Genomic DNA, 24648 nt, shown 5'->3' with positions numbered 1-24648 from the left:
CGTGCGGGGAATGCGCAGGCCGGAACGGGTGCGGAGGGGGCGGGTGACGAGCGCCCACGGCTACGGCCCTGCTTAGTGGAGGACCAAGGTCCTATGACCCGACTCACCGCCACGGGACCCCGCCCGGTACGGAACGGAACCGCCCGGTGACTGCCCGCGGGGCCTGCGGCTACCGCTCCTGGGGAGCCCCGGGGGCGTCCGGCGCGTCCGCCCGCACGTCCTCGAAGGCGACCGGCGCCGCGAACGCCGCCCGGCGGGTTGCCCGGCGCAGCGCCTTCAGCAGGGCGGGGCCGACGGTCAGGGTCAGCACGACGGTCAGCACGGCGCGGCCCAGGTCCCAGCCGACCGAGGTGGCCAGGCAGTACGCGAGGAAGCGCACCAGGTTCTCGTGCACCGGGTCGCCCGGAACGAAGGACACACCCGTGGAGAGCCCGGCGAGGTACGTCCAGCCCTGGAGGTTCATGACCGTGCCGTAGAAGAACGACGCAGCGGCCCCGTACACAGCCAGCAGCACCAGCTCGGCCCGGCCGCGCAGCCGCTGCCAGCCCGGCAGCAGTCCCGCGCCCATCGTGAACCAGCCCATGGCCAGCATCTGGAACGGCATCCACGGCCCGACCCCGCCGGTGAGCAGAGCGGAGGCGAAGATCGTGACCGATCCCAGGACGAAGCCGAAGCCGGGCCCCAGCACCCGCCCGCTCAGCACCATCAGGAAGAACATCGGCTCCAGGCCGGCCGTCCCCGCCCCGAGTGGCCGCAGCGCCGCGCCGACCGCGGCGAGCACCCCCAGCATCGCGACGGCCTTCGCGTCGAGCCCCGCGTCGGCGATCGTCGCCACCACCACCGCGACGAGCAGCGGCAGCAGGGCGGCGAACAGCCACGGCGCGTCCCGGGAGTGGGCGAGCCCGGCGGCGGAGTCGGCGAGCAGCGGCCACCCGAAGGCCATCACCCCGACGGCACTCACCAGGGCGAGCGCGGCGACGGACCGCGGCCCGAGCCGGACGGGGCGCGGCGCACGAGGCGCCCGGGGAGCGCGCGCGGGGGAGCGCCGGGGCGGCGCCGGGGCGGGGGCGGGAAGGGGCCGGTCCTGGTTCACGGGCGTACGTCCTCCAGCGCTTTCCGCACCTGGGCCACGGTCAGCCACTGCTGCGGGGCGAGCACCTTCGAGACCTGCGGCGCGAAGGACGGCGAGGAGACGACCACGTCGGCGGTCGGGCCGTCCGCGACGACCTCGCCGTCCGCGAGGATCACCACCCGGTGCGCCAGCTCGGCGGCCAGCTCCACGTCGTGGGTGGCCAGGACGAGGGCGGTTCCGTCGGCCGCGAGATCACGCAGGATGCCGATCAGGCGGGACTTCGCCGCGTAGTCCAGGCCGCGCGTCGGCTCGTCGAGCAGCAGCAGAGGGGGCCGGCCGGTCAGTACGAGGGCGAGCGCGAGCGCCAGGCGCTGCCCCTCGGACAGGTCGCGGGGGTGCGTCTCGTCCGGCACGTCCGGGAGCAGGGCGCTCACCAGGGCACGGCAGGTCCCCGGTGCGGCGCCCGCGTCGTGGTCGGCCGCCGCGCACTCGGCGGCGACGGTGTCCGCGTACAGCAGGTCGCGCGGCTCCTGCGGGATGAGACCCACGCGGCGCACCATCTCGCGCGGCGGCGTCCTGGAGGGAGCCTTCCCGCCGACCAGGACCCGCCCCGAGGAGGGGGCGTGCAGGCCGACGAGGGCGTTCAGCAGGGTGGACTTCCCCGCCCCGTTGCGGCCCATCAGGGCCACGGTCTCGCCGGGGCGCACGGTCAGGGACACCCGGCGCAGGGCTTCGATCCTGCCCCGGCGCAGCGACAGCGCGTCCGTCTCGGCGACGGCGGGCGCGGCGGGCGGCGGGGCGACGGCCGCGGGGGTACGGCCGGCCAGCTCGGCCCGCAGCGCGGACGCCCGGCGGCGGGCGTCCCGTACCGACAGGGGCAGCGGCGACCACCCGGCCAGCCGGCCGAGGCCCACCACGGGCGGATGCACGGGCGAGAGGGCCATCACCTCGGCGGGTTCGCCCAGGACCGGGGCGAGGCCGGGGCCGGGCAGGAGGAGGACCTGGTCGGCGTACTGCACGACCCGCTCCAGACGGTGTTCGGCCATCAGCACGGTCGTGCCCAGGTCGTGCACCAGCCGTTGCAGCACCGCCAGGACCTCCTCGGCGGCGGCCGGGTCCAGGGCGGACGTCGGTTCGTCCAGGACGAGGACCCTGGGATGCGGGGTGAGCACGGACCCGATGGCGACGCGCTGCTGCTGGCCGCCCGACAGGGTGGCGATCGGGCGGTCGCGGAGATCGGCGAGGCCCAGCAGATCGAGGGTCTCCTCGACGCGCCGCCGCATCACGTCGGGGGCCACGCCCAGCGACTCCATGCCGTACGCCAGCTCGTCCTCGACGGTGTCGGTGACGAAGTGGGACAGCGGGTCCTGGCCGACGGTGCCGACCACGTCCGCCAGCTCGCGCGGCTTGTGGGTGCGGGTGTCGCGGCCGTCGACGCTGACCCGGCCGCTCAGCACGCCCCCGGTGAAGTGCGGGACGAGCCCGGACACCGTCCCCAGGAGCGTGGACTTGCCCACGCCGGAGGGGCCGACGAGCAGCACCAGCTCGCCTTCGGGGACGGTCAGGTCGACGTCCTGGAGGGCCGGCGCACCGGCGCCCTCGTACCGGACGGACACGTTCTCGAACCGGATCACTTCACGTTCCCTGGGGGGAGGAGCTGGGAGGAGCGGAGGGCGGGGCGGGTACGGGGGCGACGAACGCAGGCAGCAGCCCGATCAGCACGGACAACGCGGGCCACACCGGGAACTCCGGCACCACCAGCGGCAGCACCCCCGGATGCAGAGCGGCCGGGTCCCGGGAAGCCGCCCAGATCATCAGCCCCGCCACGGCCGCCCCGGACCCGGCGACCAGCCAGGCCCGCGCGCCCCACCGGTCCGGGCGGTAGCGGGTGCGCACACTGCGCAGCCCGCCGAGCCGCAGCCCGCCCATCGCGGCGGCCAGCCCGATCAGCAGCACCCACAGCCCGTACCCGGCGCCCTCGGCCGCGAGCAGACCGTACGTGCCGGCGCAGACGCCCAGCAGACCGCCCAGGGTCAGGGCGGTCGTCACGTGCCGTACGGCGGGCGGGACGCGGGCGGTCCGCCCGTACCCGCGCGCGTCCATCGACGCGGCCAGCGCCACCGACCGCTCCAGCGCGCCTTCCAGGACCGGCAGCCCGATCTGGAGCAGCGCCCGCACCCCGCCGGTCGGCCGCCCGCGCAACCGCCGCGCGGTGCGCAGCCGTACGACGTCGGACACCATGTTCGGCGCGAAGGTCATCGCCACGACAACCGCCACCCCCGCCTCGTACAGGGCGCCGGGCAGCGACTTCAGGAGGCGGGCCGGGTTGGCGAGCGCGTTGGCCGCGCCCACACAGATCAGCAGGGTGGCCAGCTTCAGCCCGTCGTACAGGGCGAAGACCAGCTGCTCGGCGGTCACCCTGCCGCCGAGGCGCACCCCCTTCGCCCAGTCCGGAAGCGGCACCTCGGGCAGGGTGAACAGCACGTGCTGCCCCGGGATGGGCGAACCCAGGAAGACCGAGAACACCAGCCGGATCACCAGCACCATCAGGCCGAGCTTGACGAACGCCCCGTACGACCGTGCCCACGGGGCGTCGGTGCGGCGGGCGGCGACCACATAGCCCGCCACCCCCACCAGCAGCCCGAGCAGCAGCGGGTTGGTGGTCCGCGACGCGGCGGTGGCCAGCCCCAGCGCCCACAGCCACCACGCCCCGGCGTGCAGCGCGTTGCTGCGCCCGGCGGCGGGGGCGCGCAGCATGAAGGCACCCGGAAGTTTCGGGCCGCGTCCGCTCATCCCCGGCGGCGGCGCGACTGCCACACGGCGGCCGCACCCAGGGCGAGCACGGCGGCGAGACCGACGAGCACCCCGGCGGACGGCCCCCCGCCCTCCTGGTCGGACGCGGAAACGGAAGGAGTGGCGGCGGCCGTCGGGGCCGTCGCGCCCGGCGAGACACCGGCGGAGTCCCCGCTCCCCGACACCTGGTCCGCGCACCCCGTCCTCGGGTATCCGGCGATGGCGCACAGCAGCGCCGAGCTGTCGTACCGCAGTGGCCGGGCGACCCGCGCCAGCAACTCCGCGGTCGTGGCATCCGCTCCGGCCTGCGCACACACGGAACGGGCCGGGGGCGGAGTGTCGCCCTCCGGAGCGTCCTGGGGCGTGCCGAAGTCGAGTAGGAGGGCGACGCGCTTGGCCTTGTCCTTCGCCGGCGTCTTCGCGCACACGGTCTCGAAGTCGGCGTTCCCGCGGGGCTTGGCAGCGTCCTGCGAGTTCTGGCTCACCGCGAACCGGAACCCCTGGACGGCTCCGTCGGCCGGGGTCGTGGTCGCCGCGCCCTGGGTGGCGTACGTCCACGTCCGGCCCGCCGCGTCACGCTCCCAGAACGACCAGTACCGGTAGCCGCCGTCCGCGTGCGCCGCCGGGGCGGCCGGACCGAGGAGGCAGAGCAGCACGCCCGCCACCGTCGCCGGCAGCGCCGCGGAGCCCGCCCGGCGGGTCGCTGTCACAGCTGCTTGTTCTTCTTGTTGCGCATGCTGATCAGGAGGCCCGCGCCCACGCTGGCCACGAACGCCGCACCGATGACCCACCAGGCCGTGGACGAACCGCCGTCCGTCTTCTTCTCCGCGTCGTCCTTCTTCTCCGCGCCGTCGGCGGCCTTCTCAGGGGCGGGCCCCGTCGCGTTCAGCTCCTTGACGAGGTCCGTGCCGCCGAAGGAGGAGGGGTCCATGCCGGTGGCGTGCGCGGCGAAGATCAGCTGCGCGTACGCGGCGGGACCGCTCGCCTTCGCCCACGGGGCGGAGTTCTTGGTCAGCCAGTCGGCGGACTTCCGGGCGGCGTCCTTGTGCCCGTCGGCGGCGAGGGCGACCACGGCGTCGGCGGTGTTGCCGACGTCGGGCTTGTCGGTGGCGTCGGAGCCGGGCATCGGGGGCGCCTTGAGGAAGCCGCCGTTCTCGTCCATCGTCCGGGCGAGGTAGGCGGAGCCGGCCGACGCGGCGGTCCGCGGGTCGGCGATGCCCTCCTTGCAGCCCGGCGCGGCCTCGATGGGCCGGTCCTTCCCCCTGGGCACGTCGATGACGAATCCGCCGCGCCCGGCGGCGGCGGTCACCACGGCGGCGGTCGCGTCCGCGTTCGGCGCGAGCTTTCCGTCCTTGTCGGGCTGGAAGCCGAAGGCACCCTGGTTCTCGGGCTTGCCGTCGCAGTCGGCCTGGAACCCCAGCAGCGCCTGGAGCGGCGACTTCCCGTCCTTGCCCTTCACGTCCGCGGGCTTCTCACCGGCCGCCTGCAGGGCGCCGATCACGATCGACGTGGAGTTGGCGTCGCTCGGAGACCCCGGCCAGGACGGCCATCCGCCGTCCGCGTTCTGTACGGACTTCAGCCAGCCGACGGCCTTCGTCACGGCGGCGTCCTGCCCGCCCAGCGCCTTCAGCGCCTGCACGGCGGCGGCCGTCATGTTGGTGTCGAGCTGCGTCTTGGCGTCGCACGGAGTGCCCGGGTCGGGCCGGAAGGCGGGGAAGGCGCCGTTGTCGCACTGCTGCCCCGTCAGCCAGTCCACGGCCTTCGCGGCGGGCTCGACCCCGACCTGGTCCTGCGCGAGCAGCGCCAGCGACTGCCGGAAGACTCCGTCGAACGAGGGGTCGCCCTTCCCGTACAGCCCGGACGGGATCGCGACGGGCGTGGGACTCGGTGCGGCGGAGGCGCCCGGGGCGGCCACCGCGCCGAGCGCGACGGTGACGGCGAGCGCTGCGGCGCTGCGACGGAGGGTGATCATGCCCGCATTCTACCGACCGGTACCGGGGCGGGCCCGCCCGCCGCCGGGCCGCCCACCGGCCCCGATGCGTGCCACCGGGCACGCCGTCGCCGCTCACACGGCGATGTACGTGACGGGGTCGCCGCCCGGCACCGCCTCCGCGTGGCCGAGCCTCACCAGGCGGCGCAGATGAGTCTCCGCCCCGGAGACGGCGACGTTCCGCGAGGCGTACGGGTCGATGCTCCGGACGCCGCCGTGGTCGATCACCCCGGGCGAGCCGCCCGGGGCGGGACCCGTACCGGACGGCTGTGTCATGGCTCCCCCAACTGTGCGTCTTGGTACGGGACTTGCCTTCCGGCCACTATAACTAGAACGGGTTCCAGTGGACGTCGGGGACGAGCAGTCCTCCGACCCCGAGGAAACTCAGGGGCGTGGTGGGGGGCGGGCCGTGGCTTTCCCCGATGGGCCGGATGCCGGTGCACGGACAAGGTCGGGACATGACATACCCGCAGAGCACGAGGAACGAGACGGCCGAGACGGACAACGCCCGCACGGAGAATGCGCCGGCCGGCACGGGCAAGGTCCGTACGAGGCGCGAAAGGGCCAGCACGGGCAACGCGACGGACGCGTACGCGACGCGCACGGCCTCCCTCCCCCGGGCCTCGCCCCCGGCCCCCGCCCCGCCGCTCCCGCCCGCTCTCCCCGCCGTCCCCAGTCGCCTCACCCGTACCGCTCTCGTCGCGGGCCCCCTCGCACTCGTCGCGTACGGCGCCATCCGGCTCCTCAGTGAGCGCGGAGTGCCGAGCGCGGGCTGGACCGCCGGTCATCTCGCCATGCTGGCCGGCGTGCTGCTCTTCGTCCCGGTGATGCTGCACCTGTACCGGGCCGCTCCCGCCAGGAGGCGCGTCCCGGCCGTCGTCGCCCTCGTCGTCGGGCTCCTGGGCCTGCTCGCCACCGCGGCGCAGGCCGCGATCGACCTGGTCGCCGGGCTCATGGCCAACGACAGGCCCGCCATGGTCGAGATCTTCCAGCAGGTCAAGTCGGTGCCCGGGGTCGAGCCCGTCGTCTACGGCATCGTTCCCCCGCTGTTCTTCCTCGGTCTGATCGCCCTGACCGGCCTGGCCGCCGCCCCCGCACGCACCCGAGTGCTCACGGTCGGTGCGATGGTCCTCGGTGCGGTGCTGATGGCCGTGAACCTCGACTTCCTCTCCCTCGGCGGTCTCTGTCTCCTCCTCGCCCTAGCCCCGTTCCTCCTCCGCGACCGAGCCGGGGCCCTTCCCCGTACCCACTAGAACTGGTATCAGTCCGGGGTGCGTACCGGCTGACGCCAAGTCAGCTCGCGGGCGCGCAAACGGACTTGCGAGAGGCGACAGCCATGACCGAGCTTGTGGAGCACCGACAGCTGTACGTGGGCGGCACCTTGTCCGATCCTCTGGGGACCGCGTCCAACGAGGTCGTCTCCCCGCACACCGAGCAGGTCATCGGCCGGGTCCCGCACGCGAACGAGGCGGACGTCGACCGTGCGGTGGCCGCCGCCCGCCGCGCCTTCGACGACGGGCCCCGGCCCCGGACCTCGCTGGACGAGCGGATCGCCGTCGTCACCCGCATCAAGGACGCCATCGCCGCCCGGCACGAGGAACTCGCCCGCGTCATCACCTCCGAGTACGGCCTGAGCGGCAGCGTCTGGACGGCGGACACGGAACGCGGCGTCGATCTCGTCCGCCAGGCAGGCACCGGCACGTACTCTGTCCACACCTTCAGCATGGACATGATGGGCCCGTCCGGTGGCTACGAGAACTCCGGACTGTGCCGCGAGTTCGGTCCCGAGGGCTACGGCGAGTTCCTGGAGCACAGGATGATCCAAGTGGGAACGCGCTGACGATTGCGATCAGATACGCGGCGCTACGAGTGGACCCGAGCGTTGCCACTCCGAGTTCCCGCCTGCCCTCAAGGCCTGTCGTTCACGCGCGAGCGTCACGTTTCGCGCGTGAACGATCCTCCCCAGTGACGCCCAGGAGCCCAGGTATGTCCACGCAGCCCGTCGGAACCGATGGCCCGCTGATCCCCATGCCCGCCGCGACCCGGGAAGCGCTGCGCGAGGCGGTACGTCACCCAAGGCCGCTGAACCTCACCCAGTTCGACCGGGAGCTGGGCGAGGCCTTCGACCAGGCGGTACAGACCGGTTCCATCGGCTGGATGCGGAACTTCCTGCTCAAGTGGGCCACCTTCGTCGCCGTTGAACGGCACCCCGGGCGTGCTGCCGCGCTGCGCGAAGCCGAACGCATCAGCACGGACCCGGCGTCGGGTGACGAGGCAGCGAACGCGGCTCGGCTGGAGATCGCCCGCATCCTTCACCTCGCCGAGCAGGACGTCTCCTGGTGAGCGGCGAGCCGGACGAAGACGTCTGGTGCTCGGAATTCCTCGACGAGAACGTGGCCGCAGGCCTGCCCGCCGCCGGACGCGCCGAGGTCGACCGGATCGTGCAGGGCCTCCTCGACCTGGCCTCGCTGCGCATGGAAGCCGGCCACGACTACGACGAGCAGAACCCGATGAAGCTGCGCACGATCGGCACGGACCGGCTGCTCCTCTGGTGCCAGAAGGTCGAGCACCGAGCACCGCAAGCGGGTGTACGTGATCCGGATCAACCGGCTCGGCTGACTGCCCGCCCGGCCTGCCCTACGCGTCGAACTCGTACTCCAGGATGTACGAGGCCGCGTCCAGCACCATGTCGTTGACCTCGACCACGGTGCCGTCGGCGGTGAACGCGGTACGGGTGATGAGGATCACGGGGGTGCCGCTCGGGAGCCGGAGTTCGTCTGCCTCCCCTGCCGACGGCATCCGGGTGCGGAGCTCCTCGCGGAAGTGCGCGGGTGCGTGTCCGGCCTCGGCGAGCCGGGCGTACACCCCGCCGGGGCCGGGGTCGGGCAGCAGGACCGCTGTACCCGCCACCAGACCGGCCGGGAAGTGCGAGGCCGCGCTCATCACGGGTTTGCCGTCGAGGAGGTAGCGGCGGCGGCGTGCCCAGACCGGAGCGCCCGGTTCGACGCCGAGCACCGTGGCGATGCGCTCATGGGCCTCCTCCTGGGTGACCTGCACGCCGTCGACCACCAGTTCCCGGCGATCGTCCACGTCCGCCGACCACACTGACCGGCCTGCGGCCCAGCGTTCCGAAGCCAGCCGTTGGATGCCTCGCCGCCGCAGCGGCCGGAAGGCGCGCACGAAGACGCCTGCGCCTTTGCGTGCCTCGACGATGCCCTCGCTGCGCAGTACCGACAGGGCCTGGCGCACGGTCATTCTGGCTACGCCGTGCAGCGTCATCAGGTCGTTCTCGCCCGGCAAGCGGTCCCCGGGCTCGTACTCGCCTGCCTCGATGGCGGAGCGCAGTTCCTCCGCGATCCGCTGGTACTTGAGCTTTCCGGCTGCGCCGTGCCCCGATCCCAAAGCACTCCTCCCAATCCTTTGCGGGACACCCTAGATCCCCGCGTACGCAGGGGCCCCATAAGACTGCTGTGTTCGATTGACATCTCTAGAGCGGAAGGTGTGCACTTTACCTGTCTAGAGAACTTGGCTTGGAAGGACCCCCCATGGATCGTCCCGATTCCTCGCGGTACGCCCTCCGTCTGCTTCCCTGGGTCACCCCCGACGGGCATCCCTGTTACCTCAGTACCGACGGCGCCGGCTACCTCGCCCGGCTCGCGGACCGGATGGAGGCGCTGCAACTCGACACCGGGAGCGAGGTGTTGGGTCATGCGCGCGAATTGATGGGCGGCACGTCCGTACCGCCTGACGCACTGCGGTTCACGGCCACACGCCTGGCCGAGTGTCTGTCGGACGTGCTGCGAGTGGCCGAGAGCAGGGGGCGACGGCTCGATGCCAGTACGGGCGGCGAGGGTGAAGGCGATCCCCATGTGCCCCTGTGAGCGGAGGGCGCGTCGGCATGTCGCCGGTTCGTCTGGACCAGGGGGGGCCGGGTGACTGCGTTCCGGCGGAGGTGGGACGTCCGATGAACCGGACTTCCTCACTCCTCCGTCGACGTCAGGTCGATCAGCCTGCACACCGTCTCGATGTCGATCTTGACCTGGGCGATCGATGCCCGCCCCGACAGCCACGTGATCAGCGCCGAGTGCCACGTGTGCTCGATCACCCGCACGGCGGAGAGCTGCTCGGGGGTCGGCCGGTCGTCGGGGGCGTTCAGGCCCATCGCGTCCAGGATGATCGCCGTGGTCTGCCGGGAGACCGTGTCCACCTCGGGGCTGACGGAGCGGTCGGCGAAGGTGAGGGCGCGGACCATGGCGTCGGCGAGGTGGGGTTCGCGCTGGAGGGCGCGGAAGGCGCGCATGAGGGTTTCCGCGACGCGCTCGGCGGAGCCCGTGGCGGCCGGGGGGCGCTTGCGCAGGGTGGTGTGGAGGTGGCTGAGCTGGTCCTGCATGGTGGCGACCAGCAGGTGCACCTTGGACGGGAAGTAGCGGTACAGGGTGCCCAGGGCGACCCCCGCCTCCTCGGCGACCTCCCGCATCTGCACCGCGTCGAAACCGCCCCGGCTCGCGAGCTGTGCGCTGGCGTGCAGGATGCGGCGCCGACGCGCTTCCTGACGCTCCGTCAGGGGAGGGGTGGCGGTTCCGCCGCCACCGACCGTTCCGGCTTCCGCTTTCATCTGACCCCGTGCCCCCGTGTCCGTGCCGTGTCCCTGCCGGGCCGTGCCCGTGCCGTGTCCGTCCGGCAGTCGGTCGAAGCGGCCGTGCCGGATCGGGGCGGTCCGTGCCGCCGTGGCGCGAATCACCTGATCCGGACCTTACGCCGCCGCTTACTGCCGGTAGATTCAAGGCTCTGCGTTCGATCAACTCTGTAACTTGTTCTAGATTAGCGCCAGCGGCTACGCTCCGGCGGAAGTGCGTCAAGAAGGGGGCCGAGAGTGACCGCTGAGGCCGTACAGGCGGGCCCCCGCGCGGGGGACGCCGCCGCCGCGAGCGCCGGCGACCGTCCGTTGCGCATCGCGCTCCTGACGTACAAGGGGAACCCGTTCTGCGGCGGCCAGGGCGTCTACGTCCGTCACCTCTCCCGGGAGCTGGCCCGGCTCGGGCACCGCGTGGAGGTGCTGGGGGCCCAGCCGTACCCGGTGCTCGACGAGGGCGTCCCGCTCACCGAGCTGCCGAGCCTCGACCTGTACCGCAGCCCCGACCCCTTTCGCACGCCGCGGCTCGCCGAGTACCGCGACTGGATCGACGCCGTCGAGTTCGCGACCATGCGCACCGGCGGCTTCCCCGAGCCGCTCACCTTCTCGCTGCGGGCCAAGCGCCATCTGGCCGCCAGGCGCGGCGAGTTCGACGTCGTGCACGACAACCAGACGCTCGGCTACGGCCTCCTCGGCGATCTCGGCGCACCGCTGGTGACGACCATCCACCACCCGATCACCGTCGACCGGCAACTCGACCTCGACGCCGCCGCGACCCGGCTGCGGAGGGTCTCCGTGCGCCGCTGGTACGGCTTCACCCGCATGCAGAGGCGCGTCGCCCGTCGTCTGCCGTCGGTGCTGACCGTGTCCGGGTCGTCGCAGGCGGAGATCGTGGAGCACCTGGGGGTGCGGGCCGACCGGGTGCACGTCGTGCACATCGGCGCGGACACCGGTCTGTGGTCGCCCGACGCCTCCGTGCCCGAGGTCCCGGGCCGCATCGTCACCACTTCCAGCGCCGACGTGCCGCTGAAGGGCCTGGTCCACCTCGTCGAAGCGCTCGCCAAACTGCGCTCCGAGCGGCCCGACGCGCACCTCGTGGTCGTCGGCAAGCGCGCCGAGGACGGGCCCGTCGCACACGCCATCGAGCGGTACGGGCTCGCGCACGCCGTCGAGTTCGTCAAGGGCATCACCGACGCCGAACTCGTGGACCTCGTACGCGGCGCGGAGGTCGCCTGCGTGCCGTCGCTGTACGAGGGCTTCTCGCTGCCCGCCGCCGAGGCCATGGCCACCGGCACACCGCTCGTCGCCACCACCGGCGGAGCCATCCCCGAGGTCGCGGGACCGGACGGGGAGACCTGCCTGGCCGTACCGCCGGGCGACGCCGACGCCCTCGCCGGGCAGCTCGCGCGCCTCCTGGGCGACCGCGACCTGCGCAGACGGCTGGGAGCGGCCGGGCGGGCCCGCGTGCTGGGGAAGTTCACCTGGCAGCAGGCCGCGATCGGCACCGCCGAGCGCTACCGCGAGGCCCTCGCCACGCAGGCCGAACCGAAGGCCGCGGCTCTCAAGTCCTAGCCGCCCAGCCGCGCTTGAGCCACCGAACCACCTGTTCGACCCCCACCGCCGGATGAAAGCTGAGCCCCCGTGCTGACCGTGGACTTCTCCCGCTTCCCGCTCGCCCCGGGCGACCGCGTCCTCGACCTGGGCTGCGGCGCAGGACGGCACGCCTTCGAGTGCTTCCGGCGCGGCGCCCAGGTGGTGGCCCTCGACCAAAACGCCGAGGAGATCCGCGAGGTCGCCAAGTGGTTCGCGGCGATGAAGGAGGCCGGTGAGGCGCCCGAGGGGGCCACCGCGACGGCCATGGAGGGCGACGCGCTCAACCTGCCCTTCCCGGACGCGTCGTTCGACGTCGTGATCATCTCCGAGGTCATGGAGCACATCCCCGACGACAAGGGCGTGCTCGCCGAGATGGTGCGCGTCCTCAGGCCCGGCGGCCGGATCGCGGTGACCGTGCCCCGCTACGGCCCCGAAAAGGTGTGCTGGGCGCTGTCCGACGCGTACCACGAGGTCGAGGGCGGCCACATCCGCATCTACAAGGCGGACGAGCTGCTCGCCAGGATGCGCGAGGCGGGCCTGAAGCCGTACGGCACGCACCACGCGCACGCCCTGCACTCCCCGTACTGGTGGCTCAAGTGCGCGTTCGGCGTCGACAACGACAAGGCGCTGCCGGTGAAGGCGTACCACAAGCTCCTCGTCTGGGACATCATGAAGAAGCCGCTGCTCACCCGGCTCGCCGAGCAGGCGCTGAACCCGGTCGTCGGCAAGAGCTTCGTCGCGTACGCCACCAAGCCGCACCTGCCCGCCGAGGCCGCCGGCCCACCCGTCGCCGCGGACTCCGCCGCCACCGGCGCGACTGCGACGGAGACCAAGTGACGAGCCTCGGCGCAGGCCCGGGGCCCGGCCCCGGCTACCTCGAACACCTCGTCCTCCCCGGTGTCCTGACGGAGGGTCAGGCGGCCGAGACCGTCGCGGGCATCCTCGCCGGGCAGCGCGAGGACGGCGCGATCCCATGGTTCCGCGGCCACCACCTGGACCCGTGGGATCACACCGAGGCCGCCATGGCGCTGGACGCCGCCGGTGAGCACGAGGCGGCGGCCCGCGCGTACGAGTGGCTGGTCAGGCACCAGAACCCGGACGGCTCCTGGTACGCGGCCTACGACGACGGCGACCACACCCGCCCCACCGACCTCGCGCGCGAGAGCAACTTCTGCGCGTACATCGCGGTCGGCGTCTGGCACCACTACCTCGCCACCGGCGACGACGCGTTCATCGACCGGATGTGGCCCGCCGTGTACGCGGCCGTGGAGTTCGTACTCGCACTCCAGCAGCCGGGCGGGCAGATCGGCTGGAAGCGCGAAAAGGACGGCACGCCCGTCAACGACGCCCTGCTGACCGGAAGTTCGTCCATCCACCAGGCGCTTCGCTGCGCCCTGGCCATCGCCGAGCGGCGCGAGGAGCCGCAGCCCGACTGGGAGCTGGCGGTCGGCGCCCTGCGGCACGCCATCCAGCGGCATCCCGAGCGCTTCCTGGACAAGTCCCGCTACTCGATGGACTGGTACTACCCCGTCCTCGCCGGCGCGGTCACCGGAGCCGAGGCGAAGGAGCGCATCGAGGCGCACTGGGACGCCTTCGTGGTGCCCGGCCTCGGCGTGCGCTGCGTGCTGCCCAACCCCTGGGTGACCGGCGGCGAGAGCTGTGAACTCGCCCTGGCGCTGTGGATGACGGGGGAGTCCGACCGGGCATTGGAGATCCTTCAGTCCGTCCAGCACCTGCGCGCCGACGACGGCAGCGGCATGTACTGGACGGGCTACGTCTTCGACGACGAGGCGGTCTGGCCGCGCGAACTCACCACCTGGACGGCCGGCTCGCTGCTCCTGGCGGTGGCCGCGCTCGGCGGCGAGGAGGCCACCTGCGCGGTCTTCAGCGGCGAACGGCTGCCGCTGGGCCTGGACCCGGACTGCTGCTGACGCTTCCCCTGCGGGGCCCCGTCAGCGGCGGCGGACGGCGCCGGCGATGGCGTGCCCCACGATCAGGTAGACCACGGCGGGCAGCCCGTAGCCGCAGACCACGTTCACCCACTGCTTGTCGAAGGTGAACAGGTCGTGGGACCAGCCGGCCAGGAAACGGGCGGCTTCCTTGACGAAGTCGACCAGGGCGTTGCCCTGGTTGGCGTCGAACAGGTAGAAGAGGATCCACAGGCCCAGGATCAGGGCGGCGATGTCTGCGACGACGGCGATCAGGGTGGCCGCGGGATTTCCGGTGCGGGTTCGTGTGGACATGCCGAACATGTTGCCGATTTGACGGGCGTCAAACCCGGATGGCCCTGTCCTGGTGGTGGCGGCGGGGGCAGCGGGTGACGCTGCCGGAAACGCCGTCGCCGCCCGCGTCACGCACGCCGCGGACGTCGCCGCCGCCGTCGCCAGGCCCCGGGAGGCCCGCTGTGCCCCGTACCCCCACCCCCGCCCGCCGCGCGCTCGTCGCGGTGCCACTGACGTGCGCGCTGCTGGTGCCCCTCGTGGCGTGCAACGACAAGGACACGGGCCGGGCGGCGAACGCGACCACCACCCCGACGTCCGTCACCACCCCGACGTCCGCCGGCACGCCGTCGCCCACCGGTGAGGTCGAGACGCAGCGGCTCGCCAAGACCCGCTTCGTCGCCAACGCGTCGCTGGCCGCCGGTGCCGCCTACCAGTGGATCGTGAAGCCCTACCGGGCGGGCAAGTTCCAGAAGGGCGCGGACGGGCGGAAGTTCGCCCTCGTCAAGGCGGGCCTCGCCGGGGGCTTCACCTACAACAGGCTGAAGGCGGCGCGCGACAACGCCAAGGGCGACCCGCTGCTCTCCAAGGCGGTCGCCCCGCTGTCCGAAGGCATCGAGTCGCTGAAGGGCCTCGGCACCAAACTGGCCGCGGGCACGGCGGGCGTCGCCGACATCGGCATGTTCGAGAACGTCATCGGCGGCGTCAAGGACGCGGGCAAGGACGCCGGCGCGGAGGTCACGGAGAAGGTGCCGTCGGCGGGCGAGATGGCGAAGGGGGGCGCACCCGCGGACCTCTTCGCCCGGGTGCCGGCGCAGCAGCCGTCCCGGCAGCACGAGGCCCGGCCCAACGGAAGCGCCCCGTCGGAGAATTGAGCTGGTCACGGGCACGACGGCCCGCTTAGGGTGCGGCCATGACTCTGCTCGGCTTCGCACGGCACTGCGACCGGATCATCGAGGAGACCGCCCTCATGCGGGCGGTGGTATCGGGCGCCGACCTGACCGCCCGGGTCCCCTCCTGCCCCGACTGGACCCTTCACCAGCTCGTCCTGCACACCGGCGGCGCGCACCGCTGGGCGTACGACACCGTGCGGACCCGCTCCGCGCGGATGTTCCCGCCGGACGACGTGACGGACGGCGACGGCCCCGACTCGAACGACCCGGCCGCCCTGGACGCCTGGTTCGCCGAGGGCGCCGAACTGTGCGCCGGTGCGCTGCGCGAGGCCGGGCCCAACGCACAGGTGTGGGCGTGGGCCCCCGGCAACCCCGTCGAGTTCTGGGCGCGCCGGATGACCCACGAGACCGTGGTGCACCGCGCGGACGCCGCGCTGGCCGCGAAGGTCCCCTTCGAGGTGGACCCCGAGATCGCGGCCGACGCGATCGACGAGTGGATGTGGCTCAGCACACTGCCGCAGACCTTCGAGGGGGGGCCGGGTCCGGCGGGGCTCCTCGGCGAGGGCCGCACTCTCCACCTGCACGCCACCGACGCCCCGCCCGGAGTGGACGCCGAGTGGGTCGTCGACCTCACCGGCGACTCGGTCCAGTGGCGGCGCGGCCACGAGAAGGCGGCCGTCGCCCTGCGCGGCCCGCTGGCCGACCTCCTGCAGGTGTCCTACCGCCGCCGGGCCCCGGACGCCGGGAGGACCGAGGTGCTGGGCGACCGCGCGCTGCTCGACGAGTGGCTCGCCCACCTCGCCTGGGACTGACCGCCGCACGTCGGCCCAGGAGTTGAGTTCGGCCAGCTCCCTGAAGGTGTGCGGGTCGGTGAGGTGACCAGCAGGTCCGTCACCGGGCCCGCCCGCCACAGCTCCGGCCTCTCCGCGCTCCGGGCGAACGGTCCGACGAGCGAGATCTCGTCGGCGAAGGCGTCCGGCACGGCCGCCACCGCCTCCTCGCGCCGCCCGGCCAGGAACAGTTCCTGGATGCGGCGGGCCCGGGCCCCGTACCCCATGCGCGCCATCAGATCCGCGTGGAAGTTCCTCGCCGCGTGCCCCATGCCGCCGATGCGAAAGCCGAGCATCGCCTTCACCGCCAGCAGCCCCTCGGCGACATCGTCGCAGACGTGTGCCGGCGTACGGCGCCGGTGCCGCGCCTCCGTACCCGAGCGCCAGTCCGAACCGCATGGCGGGGCCTCCCCGCACAGTGGGACTGACGGAGCGTCAGATCAGTCGACTGTGCGACCCGGGCCGCGCCCGGACAGGACGACGGCCCCCGCCCCCCTTCGTCGAGGGGGTGGGGGCCGTCGTCGTGCGTGATGTCAGCCGCGCTGGATGCCCGTCGTGTCCTGGAGCAGACCGCGACGGCCGTCCTGCGTCTGGGCGACCAGACCGGGACCGCGCTGGTCCACCGCCAAGTACCAGGTACCGGGGGCCAGTTCGGCGATCGGCGTCGGCGAGCCGTCCTCCGCGTACAGCGGACGGGCCACCGGGACGGCGAACCAGAACGGTGCGAACCCGGACGCGTCGGCGGCGGCCGGAGGCTGCCCGCCCTGCGACGCCTGACCGGCGGCAGGCGCCTGCGTGGCACCCGCCTGTGCGGCACCCGCCTGCGGGTCCTGGGCCGCGCCGCCCGGGTAGCCGTAGCCACCGGGAGCGGGCTGGCCGCCGTACGACGGCTGCTGGGCGCCCGGGTAGCCGTAACCGGCACCCGGCTGGCCCTGCTGGGCGCCGTAGGGGCCCGCGACGGCCGGCTTCGGGGCGCCCATCAGCGGGGCCTTCAGTGCCGGGACCAGCGGACCCGCGACCGCACCGGCGGCGAGCACCAGGGCGGCGATCAGGCCGAGGATCAGACCCGCACCCGCACTGCCGGCGTCGAGGATCGTCCAGAACGCGGTCCAGGCGGCGAAGACGGCAAGGGCGACGCCGAACTGACCGAGCTCGATACCGGCGACCTTGCGCGGCCCCGGCAGCCCGCGCGCGACCACGATCAGCGCGGCGGCGATGACGCCCGCGAGGAACATGCTCATCAGCAGCCCGAGGGAGTCCCAGGCGTTGATGGTCGGGCAGAACCCGCCGGTGCAGCCAGCGGTGCTGTTCAGGCTGAGGAACGAGGCGATGAACAGCACCACCGCTGCTCCGATCACCACGCCATCACCTCGTGTGAGGGAGCGGATGTTCACGTAAAGTCCTTTGTCAGTCGTCTTCTTCGTGGCTTCTTCGGGCTTCTTCGTGGCGATTGACGCTGTGCCGGTGTGCGCGGTTCTCGCGAAGACTCGGAGCGAAGCTCGGGGCGGTTGCCCATCGTACGGATGAATGTATCGTCCGATCGCTGGGGCCGCCCCCTTCGTTGCCGGGCGGTGACCAGGCGCTGCCCGCCCCGCTCAGGACTTCCTCACGTCCTTTTCAGGAAGCTGCTGATGCCCTCCGCCAGGCCCTGGGCCGCCTTCTGCCGCCACTGCGCACTGGACAACAGGGCGATGTCCTGCGCATCACGCATGTTCCCGCACTCGATGAACACCTTCGGAACGGTCGACAGGTTGAGCCCCCCGAGGTCCTTGCGCACCACCAGCCCGGTCTTGTCGCCCACGTAGTTCGAGGGCGCGTCACCGGTCACCCGTACGAAGTGGCCCACGATGCGCTCGCCCAGGTCGCGCGAGGGACCGACGATCGAAGAGGTGTCCGCGCCGCCGGAGTTCACCCGTGCGGGCAGGATCACGTGGAAGCCGCGGTGACCGGCGGTCGAACCGTCCGCGTGGACGGAGATCACCGCGTCGGCCTTCGCCTCGTTGCCGATCCGGGCCCGCTCGTCGATGCACGGGCCGAAGGGGCGGTCGTCGTTCTGGGTGAAGGTGACGGTGGCGCCCTGCTTTTCGAGGAGGGCCTTCAGGCGGCGCGACACGTCGAGGGTGAACTCCGCCTCGGTGTATCCGGCGTTGCTCGCCGTACCCGTGGTGTCGCACTCCTTGCGATGGGTGCCGACGTCGACCTGGCGGTTGATCTCGCGGGTGTGCCGGAAATTGCCGGGGTTGTGCCCGGGGTCGACGACGACGACACGACCGGTGAGCGGACCGCGGCCCGCCGGGGGGTTCGGGGCGGCGGACCTCGCCGGGGGCGTGCCCGGCGCACCGCTCGGATCCGGGGCCGTGACCGGGCCGGAGGGCGCCGCCGCGGCGCCCGTACTCGCGCTGCCGGTCGCGCTCGCCCCCGGCAGGGTCCGTGCGCTCGGCGGCCGGTCCTCGTCCGGTCCGCCCACCGCCTGCCAGATCAGCCACCCGGCCAGGCAGGCCGGCAACAGCGCGGCGGCCACCACGAGGGCGTTGCCCCGCCCGCGCCGCGGGGGCGGATCGAACTCGGGCTCGGGCGCGGGCGGGTTTGCGTGGGGGGACTGACCGTCGTACGACACAGGGCGATGCTATGCGCGGCGCTCAGATCCCCGGGCCGGTACGCCGCAGGACGCGCAGCGAGTCCGTCACCGACACCTCGGTGAACGCCCCCGAGGCGAGCGCCCTGAGATACACGCGGTAGGGGGCCTGCCCACCGTCCGCAGGGTCCGGGAACACGTCGTGGACGACCAGCAGCCCGCCCCGCGCGACGTGCGGGGCCCATTCCTCGTAGTCCCCGTTCGCGTGCTCGTCGGTGTGCCCGCCGTCGATGAAGACGAGACCGAGCGGGGTGCCCCAGAGCCGTGCTGCCTGCGGGGAGCGTCCGACGAGCGCCAGTACGTGCTCCTCCAGCCCCGCCCTGTGGAGGGTGCGACGGAACGTGGGAAGTGTGTCCATGACGCCCAGTTCGGGGTCCACGGTCGTCGCGTCGTGGTACTCCCATCCGGGCTGCTGCTCCTCGCTGCCCCGGTGGTGGTCCACGGTCACCGCGGTCACCCCGGCCGCACGGGCGGCGTCGGCGAGGAGAAGGGTGGAGCGGCCGCAGTACGTGCCGACCTCCAGGAGGGGCAGACGCAGCGCGTCCGCCGCTTCGGCGGCCGCCGCGTACAGGGCGAGCCCCTCGGCCGCCGGCATGAAGCCCTTGGCTGACTCGAACGCGGCGAGGGTGGCGGGCTGCGGGGCGGCGGCCTGCGGAGTGGCGGGCTGCGGGGAGACGGGCTCGGAGACGGCGGGCATGGCGGGATCTCTCCTGTGCGGCGGCGGCGGGAACGGGGGCCATCGTGCCGTACCCGGGTGGGACGCGGCGGGGGCGGGGTCGACGGACGCGCTTGCGTGCCCGGCGTCCCCGTGCCTGCCGTCGGGCGGGAGCGCGTCCTGCTGCGCCGGACCCGAGACGCCGGAACCCCGAGCGGAGAGGTGAGCAGATCCCGACCCGGTGGCAGGCGGGGTGCGCCCGCACGCGGACGAACGCGGCGCCGAGCACCTGCGACCATGACTGGCATGGTCCACCACACCCCCGCCGGCTCCGACAGCCTCATATCCGCGCCCTCTGCCCGCCCCGCCCGTACCTGGCTGGTGGTGCTCGCCGCCTGTGCCGGACAGTTCCTCGTCGTGCTCGACGTGTCCGTCGTGAACGTCGCCCTGCCCTCCATGCGCGCCGACCTCGGCATGACCGCCGCCGGGCTGCAGTGGGTCGTGAACCTCTACTCCATCGCCTTCGCCGGATTCATGCTGCTGGGCGGCCGGGCCTCGGACATCTTCGGGCGGAAACTGACGTTCCTGGTGGGGCTGGCCCTGTTCACGGCGGCCTCGCTGGCGGGCGGGCTGGCCCAGGAAGGGTGGCAGCTGCTGACCGCGCGCGCCGCACAGGGGCTGGGGGCGGCGGTGCTCGCGCCGGCGACCCTGACCATCCTCACGTCCGCCGTCCCCGAGGGCGCGGCACGGACGCGGGCCATCGGTACCTGGTCGGCCGTCGGAGCCGGCGGCGGCGCGGCGGGCGGATTCGTCGGCGGACTCCTCACGGAGACGCTCTCCTGGCGCTGGGTGCTGCTGATCAACGTGCCGATCGGTGCGCTCGTGCTGGTGGGGGCGTACTTCTGGCTGACCGAGAGCCACGCGCGCGAGGGGCGGCGGCTGGACCTGCCGGGCGCCGTGCTGGTGACGGCGGGACTCGCCACGCTCGCGTACGGGATCGTGCAGACCGAGGCGGAGGGCTGGACGGCCGCGGAGACCCTGGTGCCGCTGCTGCTCGGACTGCTGCTGGTCGGGGCGTTCCTGGCGGTCGAGGCGCGGGCGAAGGCGCCGCTGATGCCGCTGAAGCTGTTCCGGGTGCGGGCGGTGTCGGTGGCGAACGCGGCGATGTTCGTCAACGGGTCGGCGATGTTCTGCATGTGGTTCTTCATGACGCTGTACGCGCAGAACGTACTCGGGTACAGCCCGCTCGGGGCGGGACTGGCGCTCGTGCCCAGCTCGCTCGCCATCGTCACCGGATCCAAGCTGGCCCCCCGGCTGATGCCGCGTGTCGGCGCGCGGAACCTGGCGGCGATCGGGACGCTCGTCGCGGCCGCCGGGTTCGGGTGGCAGTCGACGATGGGCGCGCACGACTCGTACGCGACGGCGATCCTCGGGCCGGGGATCCTCATGATGCTCGGGGCGGGCCTGGCGTCCACGCCGCTCGCCTCGCTCGCCACGTCCGGGGCGGCGCCGGGGGACGCGGGGCTGGTCTCCGGGCTGATCAACACGTCGCGGACGATGGGCGGGGCGCTGGGACTCGCCGTCCTGTCGACGGTCGCGGCGTCGCGGACGGGCGGGGGGACGAGTGCGGAGGCGCTGACGGCGGGGTACGCGTTGGCGTTCCGGACGGGGGCGGGGGTGCTGGTGATCGGTGCGGTGTTGATCGTGGTGGGGCTGGCGGGGGTGGGGCGGGAGCGGGACGGGGAGGCGTAGGGGCTGCCCGGCGGGCCTCCCCACCCCCCCGGTAGCTGCCTCGGGCGCCGGGGCCGCCCCCGGGGGGCGCAATGGGCGGGCAAGGGGGCGGGCCCCCACCGGACGGTGCACCCCCCGCCCCACGCCCGCCCGCACTTGCGTACCCCCACCCGCTCCAGCGCACCCCTGTCCCCTGCACGCACCCCGCGCCCCTGGGGGCTACGGGGGTTCGTCAAGGGGTGGCGGGGTCGGGGGTGAGTGCTCGGGTGGTGTCTTCGTCCACCAGGGAGTGGTTCAGGGCGGCGGCCGCGGCGGATCCGGCGCCGGCTGCCGAGACGACCTGGGCCCGCGGGTCTGCCGCGTTGCCGATCACCCACACCCCCGGCACGCTCGTCAGGCCGGTGGGATCGGTGAGCACCCACCCCGCTTCGTCCCTCGCACACCCGAGTCCCGCCAGCGGCCCGTCACGCGGCACGAACCGCGGGGCGACGAACACCGCCTCCCGCGCCACGAAACGCCCGTCCGCCAGCCGGATCCCGCGCAGCGCGCCCTCCTCCACCACGACCTCGGCGACCGCGCCCTCCACGATCCGGACACCCCGCGCGTCGAGCCCGGCCCGGTCGTCGTCGCCCAGGGCGACCGAGTGCGGGAAGTACACGAGGTCGGCGGACCACTGGCGGATGAGCAGCGCGTGCTGCGCCGAGTGCGGCTGCGTCCCGAGCACCCCGAGGGGCCGGTCGCGTACCTCGTAGCCGTGGCAGTACGGGCAGTGCAGCACGTCCCGCCCCCACCGCTCCCGTACCCCCGGGAACTCGGGAAGCTCGTCCCGCAGGCCGGTGGCGGCCACGACCCGGCGGGCCCGCAGGACGGTGCCGTCGGCGAGCCGGACGTCGAAGAGGGGCGCGCCGGACGGCGTGGCGACGCTACCCACGCTCTCCACGCGTCCGTCGGTCAACTCGACTCCGTAAGCGGTCACTTCGGCCCGCCCGATCCGCAGCAGCTCGGCGGGCGGCAGCCCGTCCCGGGACAGGAAACCGTGCATCCGGGCGGCGGGCGCGTTGCGGGGACTTCCGGAGTCCACCACGGCGACCCTGCGCCGCGCCCGCCCCAGCACCAGGGCCGCGCTGAGCCCGCCGGCGCCGCCGCCGACCACCACCGCGTCGTAGGTGTCCCGGGATTCGTTCCGTGCGTGCGTGCTCGTCTCGTGGGTCATGACCACACCGTGCGCCGCGATCCCGGAAGCGGCAAACATTGTTGCCGTTTCCGGGAAACAGCGGTGCAATGGGCCCATGGACCACTCACCGGAGATCAGCCGTACCCTCGCCGACGTAGGCCCCCGCCTCCAGCGGCTGCGGGCCGCGCGCGGGGTCACCCTCGCCGCGCTCTCGGAAGCCACCGGTATCTCCACCAGCACCCTCTCCCGGCTGGAGTCCGGGCAGCGCCGTCCCAGCCTGGAACTGCTGCTGCCCATCTCGCAGGCCCATCAGGTGCCGCTGGACGACCTGGTCGGCGCGCCCGAGGTCGGTGATCCGCGCGTACGGATCAAACCCCGCCAGGTGCACGGCGCGACCGTCCTGCCGCTCACCAACAGGCCCGGCCCGCTCCAGACCTACAAGATGATCCTCCCGGTGAGCCGCAGCACCCCCGACCCGCGCACCCATGAGGGATACGAGTGGCTGTACGTCCTCTCCGGGCGGCTGAGGCTGGTCCTCGGGGACCGGGACATGGTCCTCGGGCCGGGAGAGGCAGCCGAGTTCGACACCCGGCTGCCGCACTGGTTCGGCAGCACGGGCGAGGGCTCCGTCGAGGTGCTCAGCCTCTTCGGCAGGCAGGGAGAACGGATGCACGTACGCGCGCAGCCACGGTCCAAGGGGTCCCGGCGGGAGCCGGAGGACCAGGACTGAACCGCGGGGGACGGAGAGGGGAACCCCGATGGCCGCCTGTCGACTCACGCGGGAGGGGTGGCGGTGGCGGCGGGGCGAGGAGTCCGCCACCCGTCATCGCGCGCCTTCCCAACCCACCGCCGGTGCGCTATACATGAGGGCCATCGGTTTAGAACGCGTTCTAGAAGTGGGGTGCGTGGGACGGCCGGTCCCGTACGGCCCCGGCGTGTCCGACGGTGCGGACGGCCGCGTCGGGGTCTTCGACGGCGCGCCAAGGAGCCCTGGTTCCATGCCCATCGCCCCGCCGAGGCCCTCGCCGCCGAACCCCGGACCACGCCCCTCGCGTGGGGGCAACTCGTCAGCAGGTCAGTGGGCACGCCCGTGAGGGGAGAAGTCGGACCATGCGCGCAGCGGTGTTGCACGAAACGGGTCAGGACAAGCTCGAAGTGCACGACGACGTCGAGGCGGTGGGCTTCGGACCGGGGAAGGTCAGGATCCGGCTGCGGGCCACCGGGCTGTGCCACTCGGACGTCTCCGCGATGAGCGGCGTGCTCCCGCAGCCCGCGCCGTTCGTCCCCGGGCACGAGGGCGCCGGAGAGGTCGTCGACGTGGGGGAGGGGGTGGTCTGGGTCGCGGCCGGCGACCGGGTCCTGGTGTGCTGGCTGCCCGCCTGCGGAACCTGCGCGGCGTGCAAGCGCGGGCAGACGCATCTGTGCCTGGCAGGGTTCATGAATGCCGGAACGCCCAACTTCCGCCGGGCGGGCGGAGATCTCTTCGGGTTCGCCGGGACCGGGACCTTCACCGAGGAGGTCGTCGTGGACGCCGGGTGCGCGGTGCCGATCCCGGACGACGTGCCGTTCGAGATCGCCGCGCTCATCGGGTGCGGGGTGACGGCCGGGCTCGGCGCGGCCATCAACACGGCGCAGGTGGAGGCCGGTTCGTCGGTGGTGGTCCTGGGTTGCGGCGGGGTGGGGATCTCCGCGATCCAGGGGGCGCGGGTGCGGGGCGCGGCGCAGATCGTCGCCGTGGACCCCGTCGCCTCGCGCCGGCAGGCGGCGCTGGGCTTCGGGGCGACGGAGGCCCTGGCCCCGGACGAGCTGGCCGACGCCAAGCAGCGGATCACGGCGGGGGAGGGCTTCGACTACGTCTTCGAGGTGGTCGGGAAGTCGGCCACGGCGCGGGCCGCGTACGACGCGACCCGGCGCGGCGGCACCCTGTGCGTCGTCGGCGCGGGGGCGCTCGACGACCACTTCCAGGTCAACATGTTCGAGCTGTTCTTCGACGAGAAGCGGATCCTGCCCTCGCTCTACGGGGGTGGTGACGCGATCCGTTCGTACGAGCGGGCCGTGGCGCTCTGGCGGGCAGGCCGTATCGACCTGGAGAGCATGATCACCCACCGGGTGCAACTGGGTGAGATCAACGAGGCGCTGGAGCAGATGCGGACGGGCGCGGCACTGCGAACGTCCATTGCGCTGTAAGCCGGGAAGCCGGGAAGCCGGGAAGCCGGGAAGCCGGTAGGCCGGTGGGCCGGAGCGCTGTGACCGTGCGGGCCGGGCCGGCACGCAGCTCCCGTACCGCTGAAGCCGTGGCCGGGGTCCGTGCTACCGGAGCCGTCCCGCCGGAGCCGTGCTACCGGAGCCGTCCCGCCGGTGCCGCCCGGGACGCGACGGCTCCGGGGAGGCCTCCGCCGGCCCCGCCGAGGACGTCGTCGCGGAGATCCG

Annotated in this window: 24 protein-coding genes and 4 pseudogenes; 13 read left to right on the top strand and 15 right to left on the bottom strand. The window is 73.3% G+C overall.

The window, feature by feature from the left end; all coding sequences use genetic code 11:
* Positions 1 to 169: 169 nt before the first annotated feature.
* From HNQ79_RS01940 to HNQ79_RS01915, 6 genes and pseudogenes are all read right to left on the bottom strand, one after another.
* Entirely contained in the window at positions 170 to 1093 is a 924-nt protein-coding gene (locus tag HNQ79_RS01940; protein WP_185026091.1) for an ECF transporter S component, read from the bottom strand.
* Positions 1090 to 2706: an ABC transporter ATP-binding protein gene (locus tag HNQ79_RS01935; RefSeq protein WP_185026089.1), complete on the bottom strand. Its 1617-nt coding sequence runs from the start codon at positions 2704 to 2706 to the stop codon at positions 1090 to 1092. Before HNQ79_RS01935 ends, HNQ79_RS01940 begins: the two co-directional genes overlap by 4 nt.
* Before the next feature lies 1 nt (position 2707).
* The gene (locus HNQ79_RS01930) at positions 2708 to 3829 is read right to left on the bottom strand and encodes an energy-coupling factor transporter transmembrane component T (RefSeq protein WP_229923146.1); all 1122 of its coding nucleotides are present in this window, start codon (positions 3827 to 3829) and stop codon (positions 2708 to 2710) included.
* Between the two features lie 32 nt (positions 3830 to 3861).
* Positions 3862 to 4575 carry an SCO2322 family protein gene (locus HNQ79_RS01925; RefSeq protein ID WP_185026087.1) on the bottom strand — a complete coding sequence of 238 codons (714 nt, stop codon included), beginning with the start codon at positions 4573 to 4575 and terminating at the stop codon, positions 3862 to 3864.
* The gene (locus HNQ79_RS01920) at positions 4572 to 5834 is read right to left on the bottom strand and encodes an SCO2321 family membrane protein (protein ID WP_373312444.1); all 1263 of its coding nucleotides are present in this window, start codon (positions 5832 to 5834) and stop codon (positions 4572 to 4574) included. Before HNQ79_RS01920 ends, HNQ79_RS01925 begins: the two co-directional genes overlap by 4 nt.
* 96 nt (positions 5835 to 5930) lie before the next feature.
* Positions 5931 to 6050, bottom strand: a pseudogene (locus HNQ79_RS01915) (MBL fold metallo-hydrolase); the annotation flags it as partial.
* 263 nt (positions 6051 to 6313) lie between these two features.
* Here HNQ79_RS01915 and HNQ79_RS01910 point away from each other — a divergent pair.
* From HNQ79_RS01910 to HNQ79_RS01900, 4 genes and pseudogenes are all read left to right on the top strand, one after another.
* On the top strand, positions 6314 to 7108 hold the full coding sequence (locus tag HNQ79_RS01910) for a hypothetical protein (RefSeq protein WP_185026083.1): 795 nt from the start codon (positions 6314 to 6316) through the stop codon (positions 7106 to 7108).
* 83 nt (positions 7109 to 7191) lie between these two features.
* A pseudogene (locus tag HNQ79_RS34725) lies at positions 7192 to 7485 on the top strand (aldehyde dehydrogenase family protein); the annotation flags it as partial.
* Entirely contained in the window at positions 7468 to 7695 is a 228-nt protein-coding gene (locus HNQ79_RS34720) for an aldehyde dehydrogenase family protein (protein ID WP_376699965.1), read from the top strand. The pseudogene HNQ79_RS34725 and the gene HNQ79_RS34720, both read left to right, overlap by 18 nt.
* A gap of 146 nt (positions 7696 to 7841) precedes the next feature.
* On the top strand, positions 7842 to 8198 hold the full coding sequence (locus HNQ79_RS01900; RefSeq protein ID WP_185026078.1) for a DUF6247 family protein: 357 nt from the start codon (positions 7842 to 7844) through the stop codon (positions 8196 to 8198).
* Here HNQ79_RS01900 and HNQ79_RS01895 read toward each other — a convergent pair.
* Both HNQ79_RS01895 and HNQ79_RS01890 read right to left on the bottom strand, forming a co-directional pair.
* Complete coding sequence (locus HNQ79_RS01895) at positions 8168 to 8344, bottom strand: hypothetical protein (protein WP_185026076.1); 177 nt, start codon at positions 8342 to 8344, stop codon at positions 8168 to 8170. The two genes, HNQ79_RS01900 and HNQ79_RS01895, sit on opposite strands and share 31 nt — an antisense overlap.
* A gap of 148 nt (positions 8345 to 8492) precedes the next feature.
* Positions 8493 to 9257, bottom strand: a complete 765-nt coding sequence (locus tag HNQ79_RS01890; protein ID WP_185026074.1) for a GntR family transcriptional regulator — start codon at positions 9255 to 9257, stop codon at positions 8493 to 8495.
* Between the two features lie 143 nt (positions 9258 to 9400).
* On the opposite strand from HNQ79_RS01890, the gene HNQ79_RS01885 reads away from it, so the two are divergent.
* Positions 9401 to 9736: a hypothetical protein gene (locus HNQ79_RS01885; RefSeq protein ID WP_185026072.1), complete on the top strand. Its 336-nt coding sequence runs from the start codon at positions 9401 to 9403 to the stop codon at positions 9734 to 9736.
* 98 nt (positions 9737 to 9834) lie between these two features.
* Here the strand turns inward: HNQ79_RS01885 and HNQ79_RS01880 are convergent, their stop codons facing one another.
* Complete coding sequence (locus tag HNQ79_RS01880) at positions 9835 to 10470, bottom strand: TetR family transcriptional regulator (protein WP_185026563.1); 636 nt, start codon at positions 10468 to 10470, stop codon at positions 9835 to 9837.
* A 258-nt stretch (positions 10471 to 10728) separates the two neighbouring features.
* On the opposite strand from HNQ79_RS01880, the gene HNQ79_RS01875 reads away from it, so the two are divergent.
* The 3 genes from HNQ79_RS01875 to HNQ79_RS01865 all read left to right on the top strand — a co-directional run bounded on the left by HNQ79_RS01875 (position 10729) and on the right by HNQ79_RS01865 (position 14012).
* Complete coding sequence (locus HNQ79_RS01875) at positions 10729 to 12060, top strand: glycosyltransferase family 4 protein (protein ID WP_185026070.1); 1332 nt, start codon at positions 10729 to 10731, stop codon at positions 12058 to 12060.
* 69 nt (positions 12061 to 12129) lie between these two features.
* Complete coding sequence (locus HNQ79_RS01870) at positions 12130 to 12918, top strand: class I SAM-dependent methyltransferase (protein ID WP_185026068.1); 789 nt, start codon at positions 12130 to 12132, stop codon at positions 12916 to 12918.
* The gene (locus HNQ79_RS01865; RefSeq protein ID WP_185026066.1) at positions 12915 to 14012 is read left to right on the top strand and encodes a prenyltransferase/squalene oxidase repeat-containing protein; all 1098 of its coding nucleotides are present in this window, start codon (positions 12915 to 12917) and stop codon (positions 14010 to 14012) included. The genes HNQ79_RS01870 and HNQ79_RS01865 overlap by 4 nt, the downstream gene beginning before the upstream one ends.
* A 21-nt stretch (positions 14013 to 14033) precedes the next feature.
* Here the strand turns inward: HNQ79_RS01865 and HNQ79_RS01860 are convergent, their stop codons facing one another.
* On the bottom strand, positions 14034 to 14324 hold the full coding sequence (locus HNQ79_RS01860; protein ID WP_185026064.1) for a hypothetical protein: 291 nt from the start codon (positions 14322 to 14324) through the stop codon (positions 14034 to 14036).
* Positions 14325 to 14485: 161 nt separating this feature from the next.
* On the opposite strand from HNQ79_RS01860, the pseudogene HNQ79_RS01855 reads away from it, so the two are divergent.
* Together HNQ79_RS01855 and HNQ79_RS01850 are read left to right on the top strand one after the other, a co-directional pair.
* Positions 14486 to 15070 (top strand): annotated as a pseudogene (locus HNQ79_RS01855) (hypothetical protein); the annotation flags it as partial.
* A gap of 143 nt (positions 15071 to 15213) precedes the next feature.
* The gene (locus tag HNQ79_RS01850; protein ID WP_185026062.1) at positions 15214 to 16005 is read left to right on the top strand and encodes a maleylpyruvate isomerase family mycothiol-dependent enzyme; all 792 of its coding nucleotides are present in this window, start codon (positions 15214 to 15216) and stop codon (positions 16003 to 16005) included.
* An 18-nt stretch (positions 16006 to 16023) separates the two neighbouring features.
* On the opposite strand, the pseudogene HNQ79_RS33420 reads toward HNQ79_RS01850, so the two are convergent.
* The 4 genes and pseudogenes from HNQ79_RS33420 to HNQ79_RS01835 form a co-directional block, all read right to left on the bottom strand.
* Positions 16024 to 16367 (bottom strand): annotated as a pseudogene (locus HNQ79_RS33420) (LLM class F420-dependent oxidoreductase); the annotation flags it as partial.
* Positions 16368 to 16556: 189 nt separating this feature from the next.
* Positions 16557 to 17417, bottom strand: coding sequence for a DUF5336 domain-containing protein (locus HNQ79_RS01845; RefSeq protein ID WP_185026060.1), 861 nt, complete (start codon positions 17415 to 17417; stop codon positions 16557 to 16559).
* A 212-nt stretch (positions 17418 to 17629) separates the two neighbouring features.
* Positions 17630 to 18640, bottom strand: a complete 1011-nt coding sequence (locus HNQ79_RS01840) for an N-acetylmuramoyl-L-alanine amidase (protein WP_185026058.1) — start codon at positions 18638 to 18640, stop codon at positions 17630 to 17632.
* 22 nt (positions 18641 to 18662) lie between these two features.
* Complete coding sequence (locus HNQ79_RS01835; RefSeq protein WP_185026056.1) at positions 18663 to 19355, bottom strand: class I SAM-dependent methyltransferase; 693 nt, start codon at positions 19353 to 19355, stop codon at positions 18663 to 18665.
* Positions 19356 to 19610: 255 nt separating this feature from the next.
* On the opposite strand from HNQ79_RS01835, the gene HNQ79_RS01830 reads away from it, so the two are divergent.
* Positions 19611 to 21065 carry an MFS transporter gene (locus HNQ79_RS01830; RefSeq protein ID WP_373312419.1) on the top strand — a complete coding sequence of 485 codons (1455 nt, stop codon included), beginning with the start codon at positions 19611 to 19613 and terminating at the stop codon, positions 21063 to 21065.
* A gap of 211 nt (positions 21066 to 21276) precedes the next feature.
* Here the strand turns inward: HNQ79_RS01830 and HNQ79_RS01825 are convergent, their stop codons facing one another.
* Positions 21277 to 22257 (bottom strand): NAD(P)/FAD-dependent oxidoreductase, encoded by a 981-nt coding sequence (locus HNQ79_RS01825; RefSeq protein WP_185026052.1) that lies wholly within the window; start codon positions 22255 to 22257, stop codon positions 21277 to 21279.
* Between the two features lie 76 nt (positions 22258 to 22333).
* On the opposite strand from HNQ79_RS01825, the gene HNQ79_RS01820 reads away from it, so the two are divergent.
* Positions 22334 to 22948 (top strand): helix-turn-helix domain-containing protein, encoded by a 615-nt coding sequence (locus HNQ79_RS01820; protein ID WP_185026050.1) that lies wholly within the window; start codon positions 22334 to 22336, stop codon positions 22946 to 22948.
* 380 nt (positions 22949 to 23328) lie between these two features.
* Positions 23329 to 24405: an alcohol dehydrogenase catalytic domain-containing protein gene (locus HNQ79_RS01815; protein ID WP_185026048.1), complete on the top strand. Its 1077-nt coding sequence runs from the start codon at positions 23329 to 23331 to the stop codon at positions 24403 to 24405.
* Positions 24406 to 24648: the final 243 nt, after the last annotated feature.

Origin of the sequence: Streptomyces candidus, assembly GCF_014207445.1 — a bacterium.
Classification (GTDB): Bacteria; Actinomycetota; Actinomycetes; order Streptomycetales; family Streptomycetaceae; genus Streptomyces; species Streptomyces candidus.
Note: the sequence above shows the minus strand (reverse complement) of the source record. Positions and strands in the feature narration are given on the sequence as shown.

What these genes read in the sequence shown, in the direction of transcription:
- HNQ79_RS01930 (WP_229923146.1), bottom strand. Translation starts at nt 3,829, where the DNA reads ATGCTGCGCGCCCCCGCCGCCGGGCGCAGCAACGCGCTGCACGCCGGG.
- HNQ79_RS01910 (WP_185026083.1), top strand. Translation starts at nt 6,314, where the DNA reads ATGACATACCCGCAGAGCACGAGGAACGAGACGGCCGAGACGGACAAC.
- HNQ79_RS01900 (WP_185026078.1), top strand. Translation starts at nt 7,842, where the DNA reads ATGTCCACGCAGCCCGTCGGAACCGATGGCCCGCTGATCCCCATGCCC.
- HNQ79_RS01885 (WP_185026072.1), top strand. Translation starts at nt 9,401, where the DNA reads ATGGATCGTCCCGATTCCTCGCGGTACGCCCTCCGTCTGCTTCCCTGG.
- HNQ79_RS01880 (WP_185026563.1), bottom strand. Translation starts at nt 10,470, where the DNA reads ATGAAAGCGGAAGCCGGAACGGTCGGTGGCGGCGGAACCGCCACCCCT.
- HNQ79_RS01860 (WP_185026064.1), bottom strand. Translation starts at nt 14,324, where the DNA reads ATGTCCACACGAACCCGCACCGGAAATCCCGCGGCCACCCTGATCGCC.
- HNQ79_RS01850 (WP_185026062.1), top strand. Translation starts at nt 15,214, where the DNA reads ATGACTCTGCTCGGCTTCGCACGGCACTGCGACCGGATCATCGAGGAG.
- HNQ79_RS01835 (WP_185026056.1), bottom strand. Translation starts at nt 19,355, where the DNA reads ATGCCCGCCGTCTCCGAGCCCGTCTCCCCGCAGCCCGCCACTCCGCAG.
- HNQ79_RS01830 (WP_373312419.1), top strand. Translation starts at nt 19,611, where the DNA reads ATGACTGGCATGGTCCACCACACCCCCGCCGGCTCCGACAGCCTCATA.
- HNQ79_RS01825 (WP_185026052.1), bottom strand. Translation starts at nt 22,257, where the DNA reads ATGACCCACGAGACGAGCACGCACGCACGGAACGAATCCCGGGACACC.
- HNQ79_RS01820 (WP_185026050.1), top strand. Translation starts at nt 22,334, where the DNA reads ATGGACCACTCACCGGAGATCAGCCGTACCCTCGCCGACGTAGGCCCC.
- HNQ79_RS01815 (WP_185026048.1), top strand. Translation starts at nt 23,329, where the DNA reads ATGCGCGCAGCGGTGTTGCACGAAACGGGTCAGGACAAGCTCGAAGTG.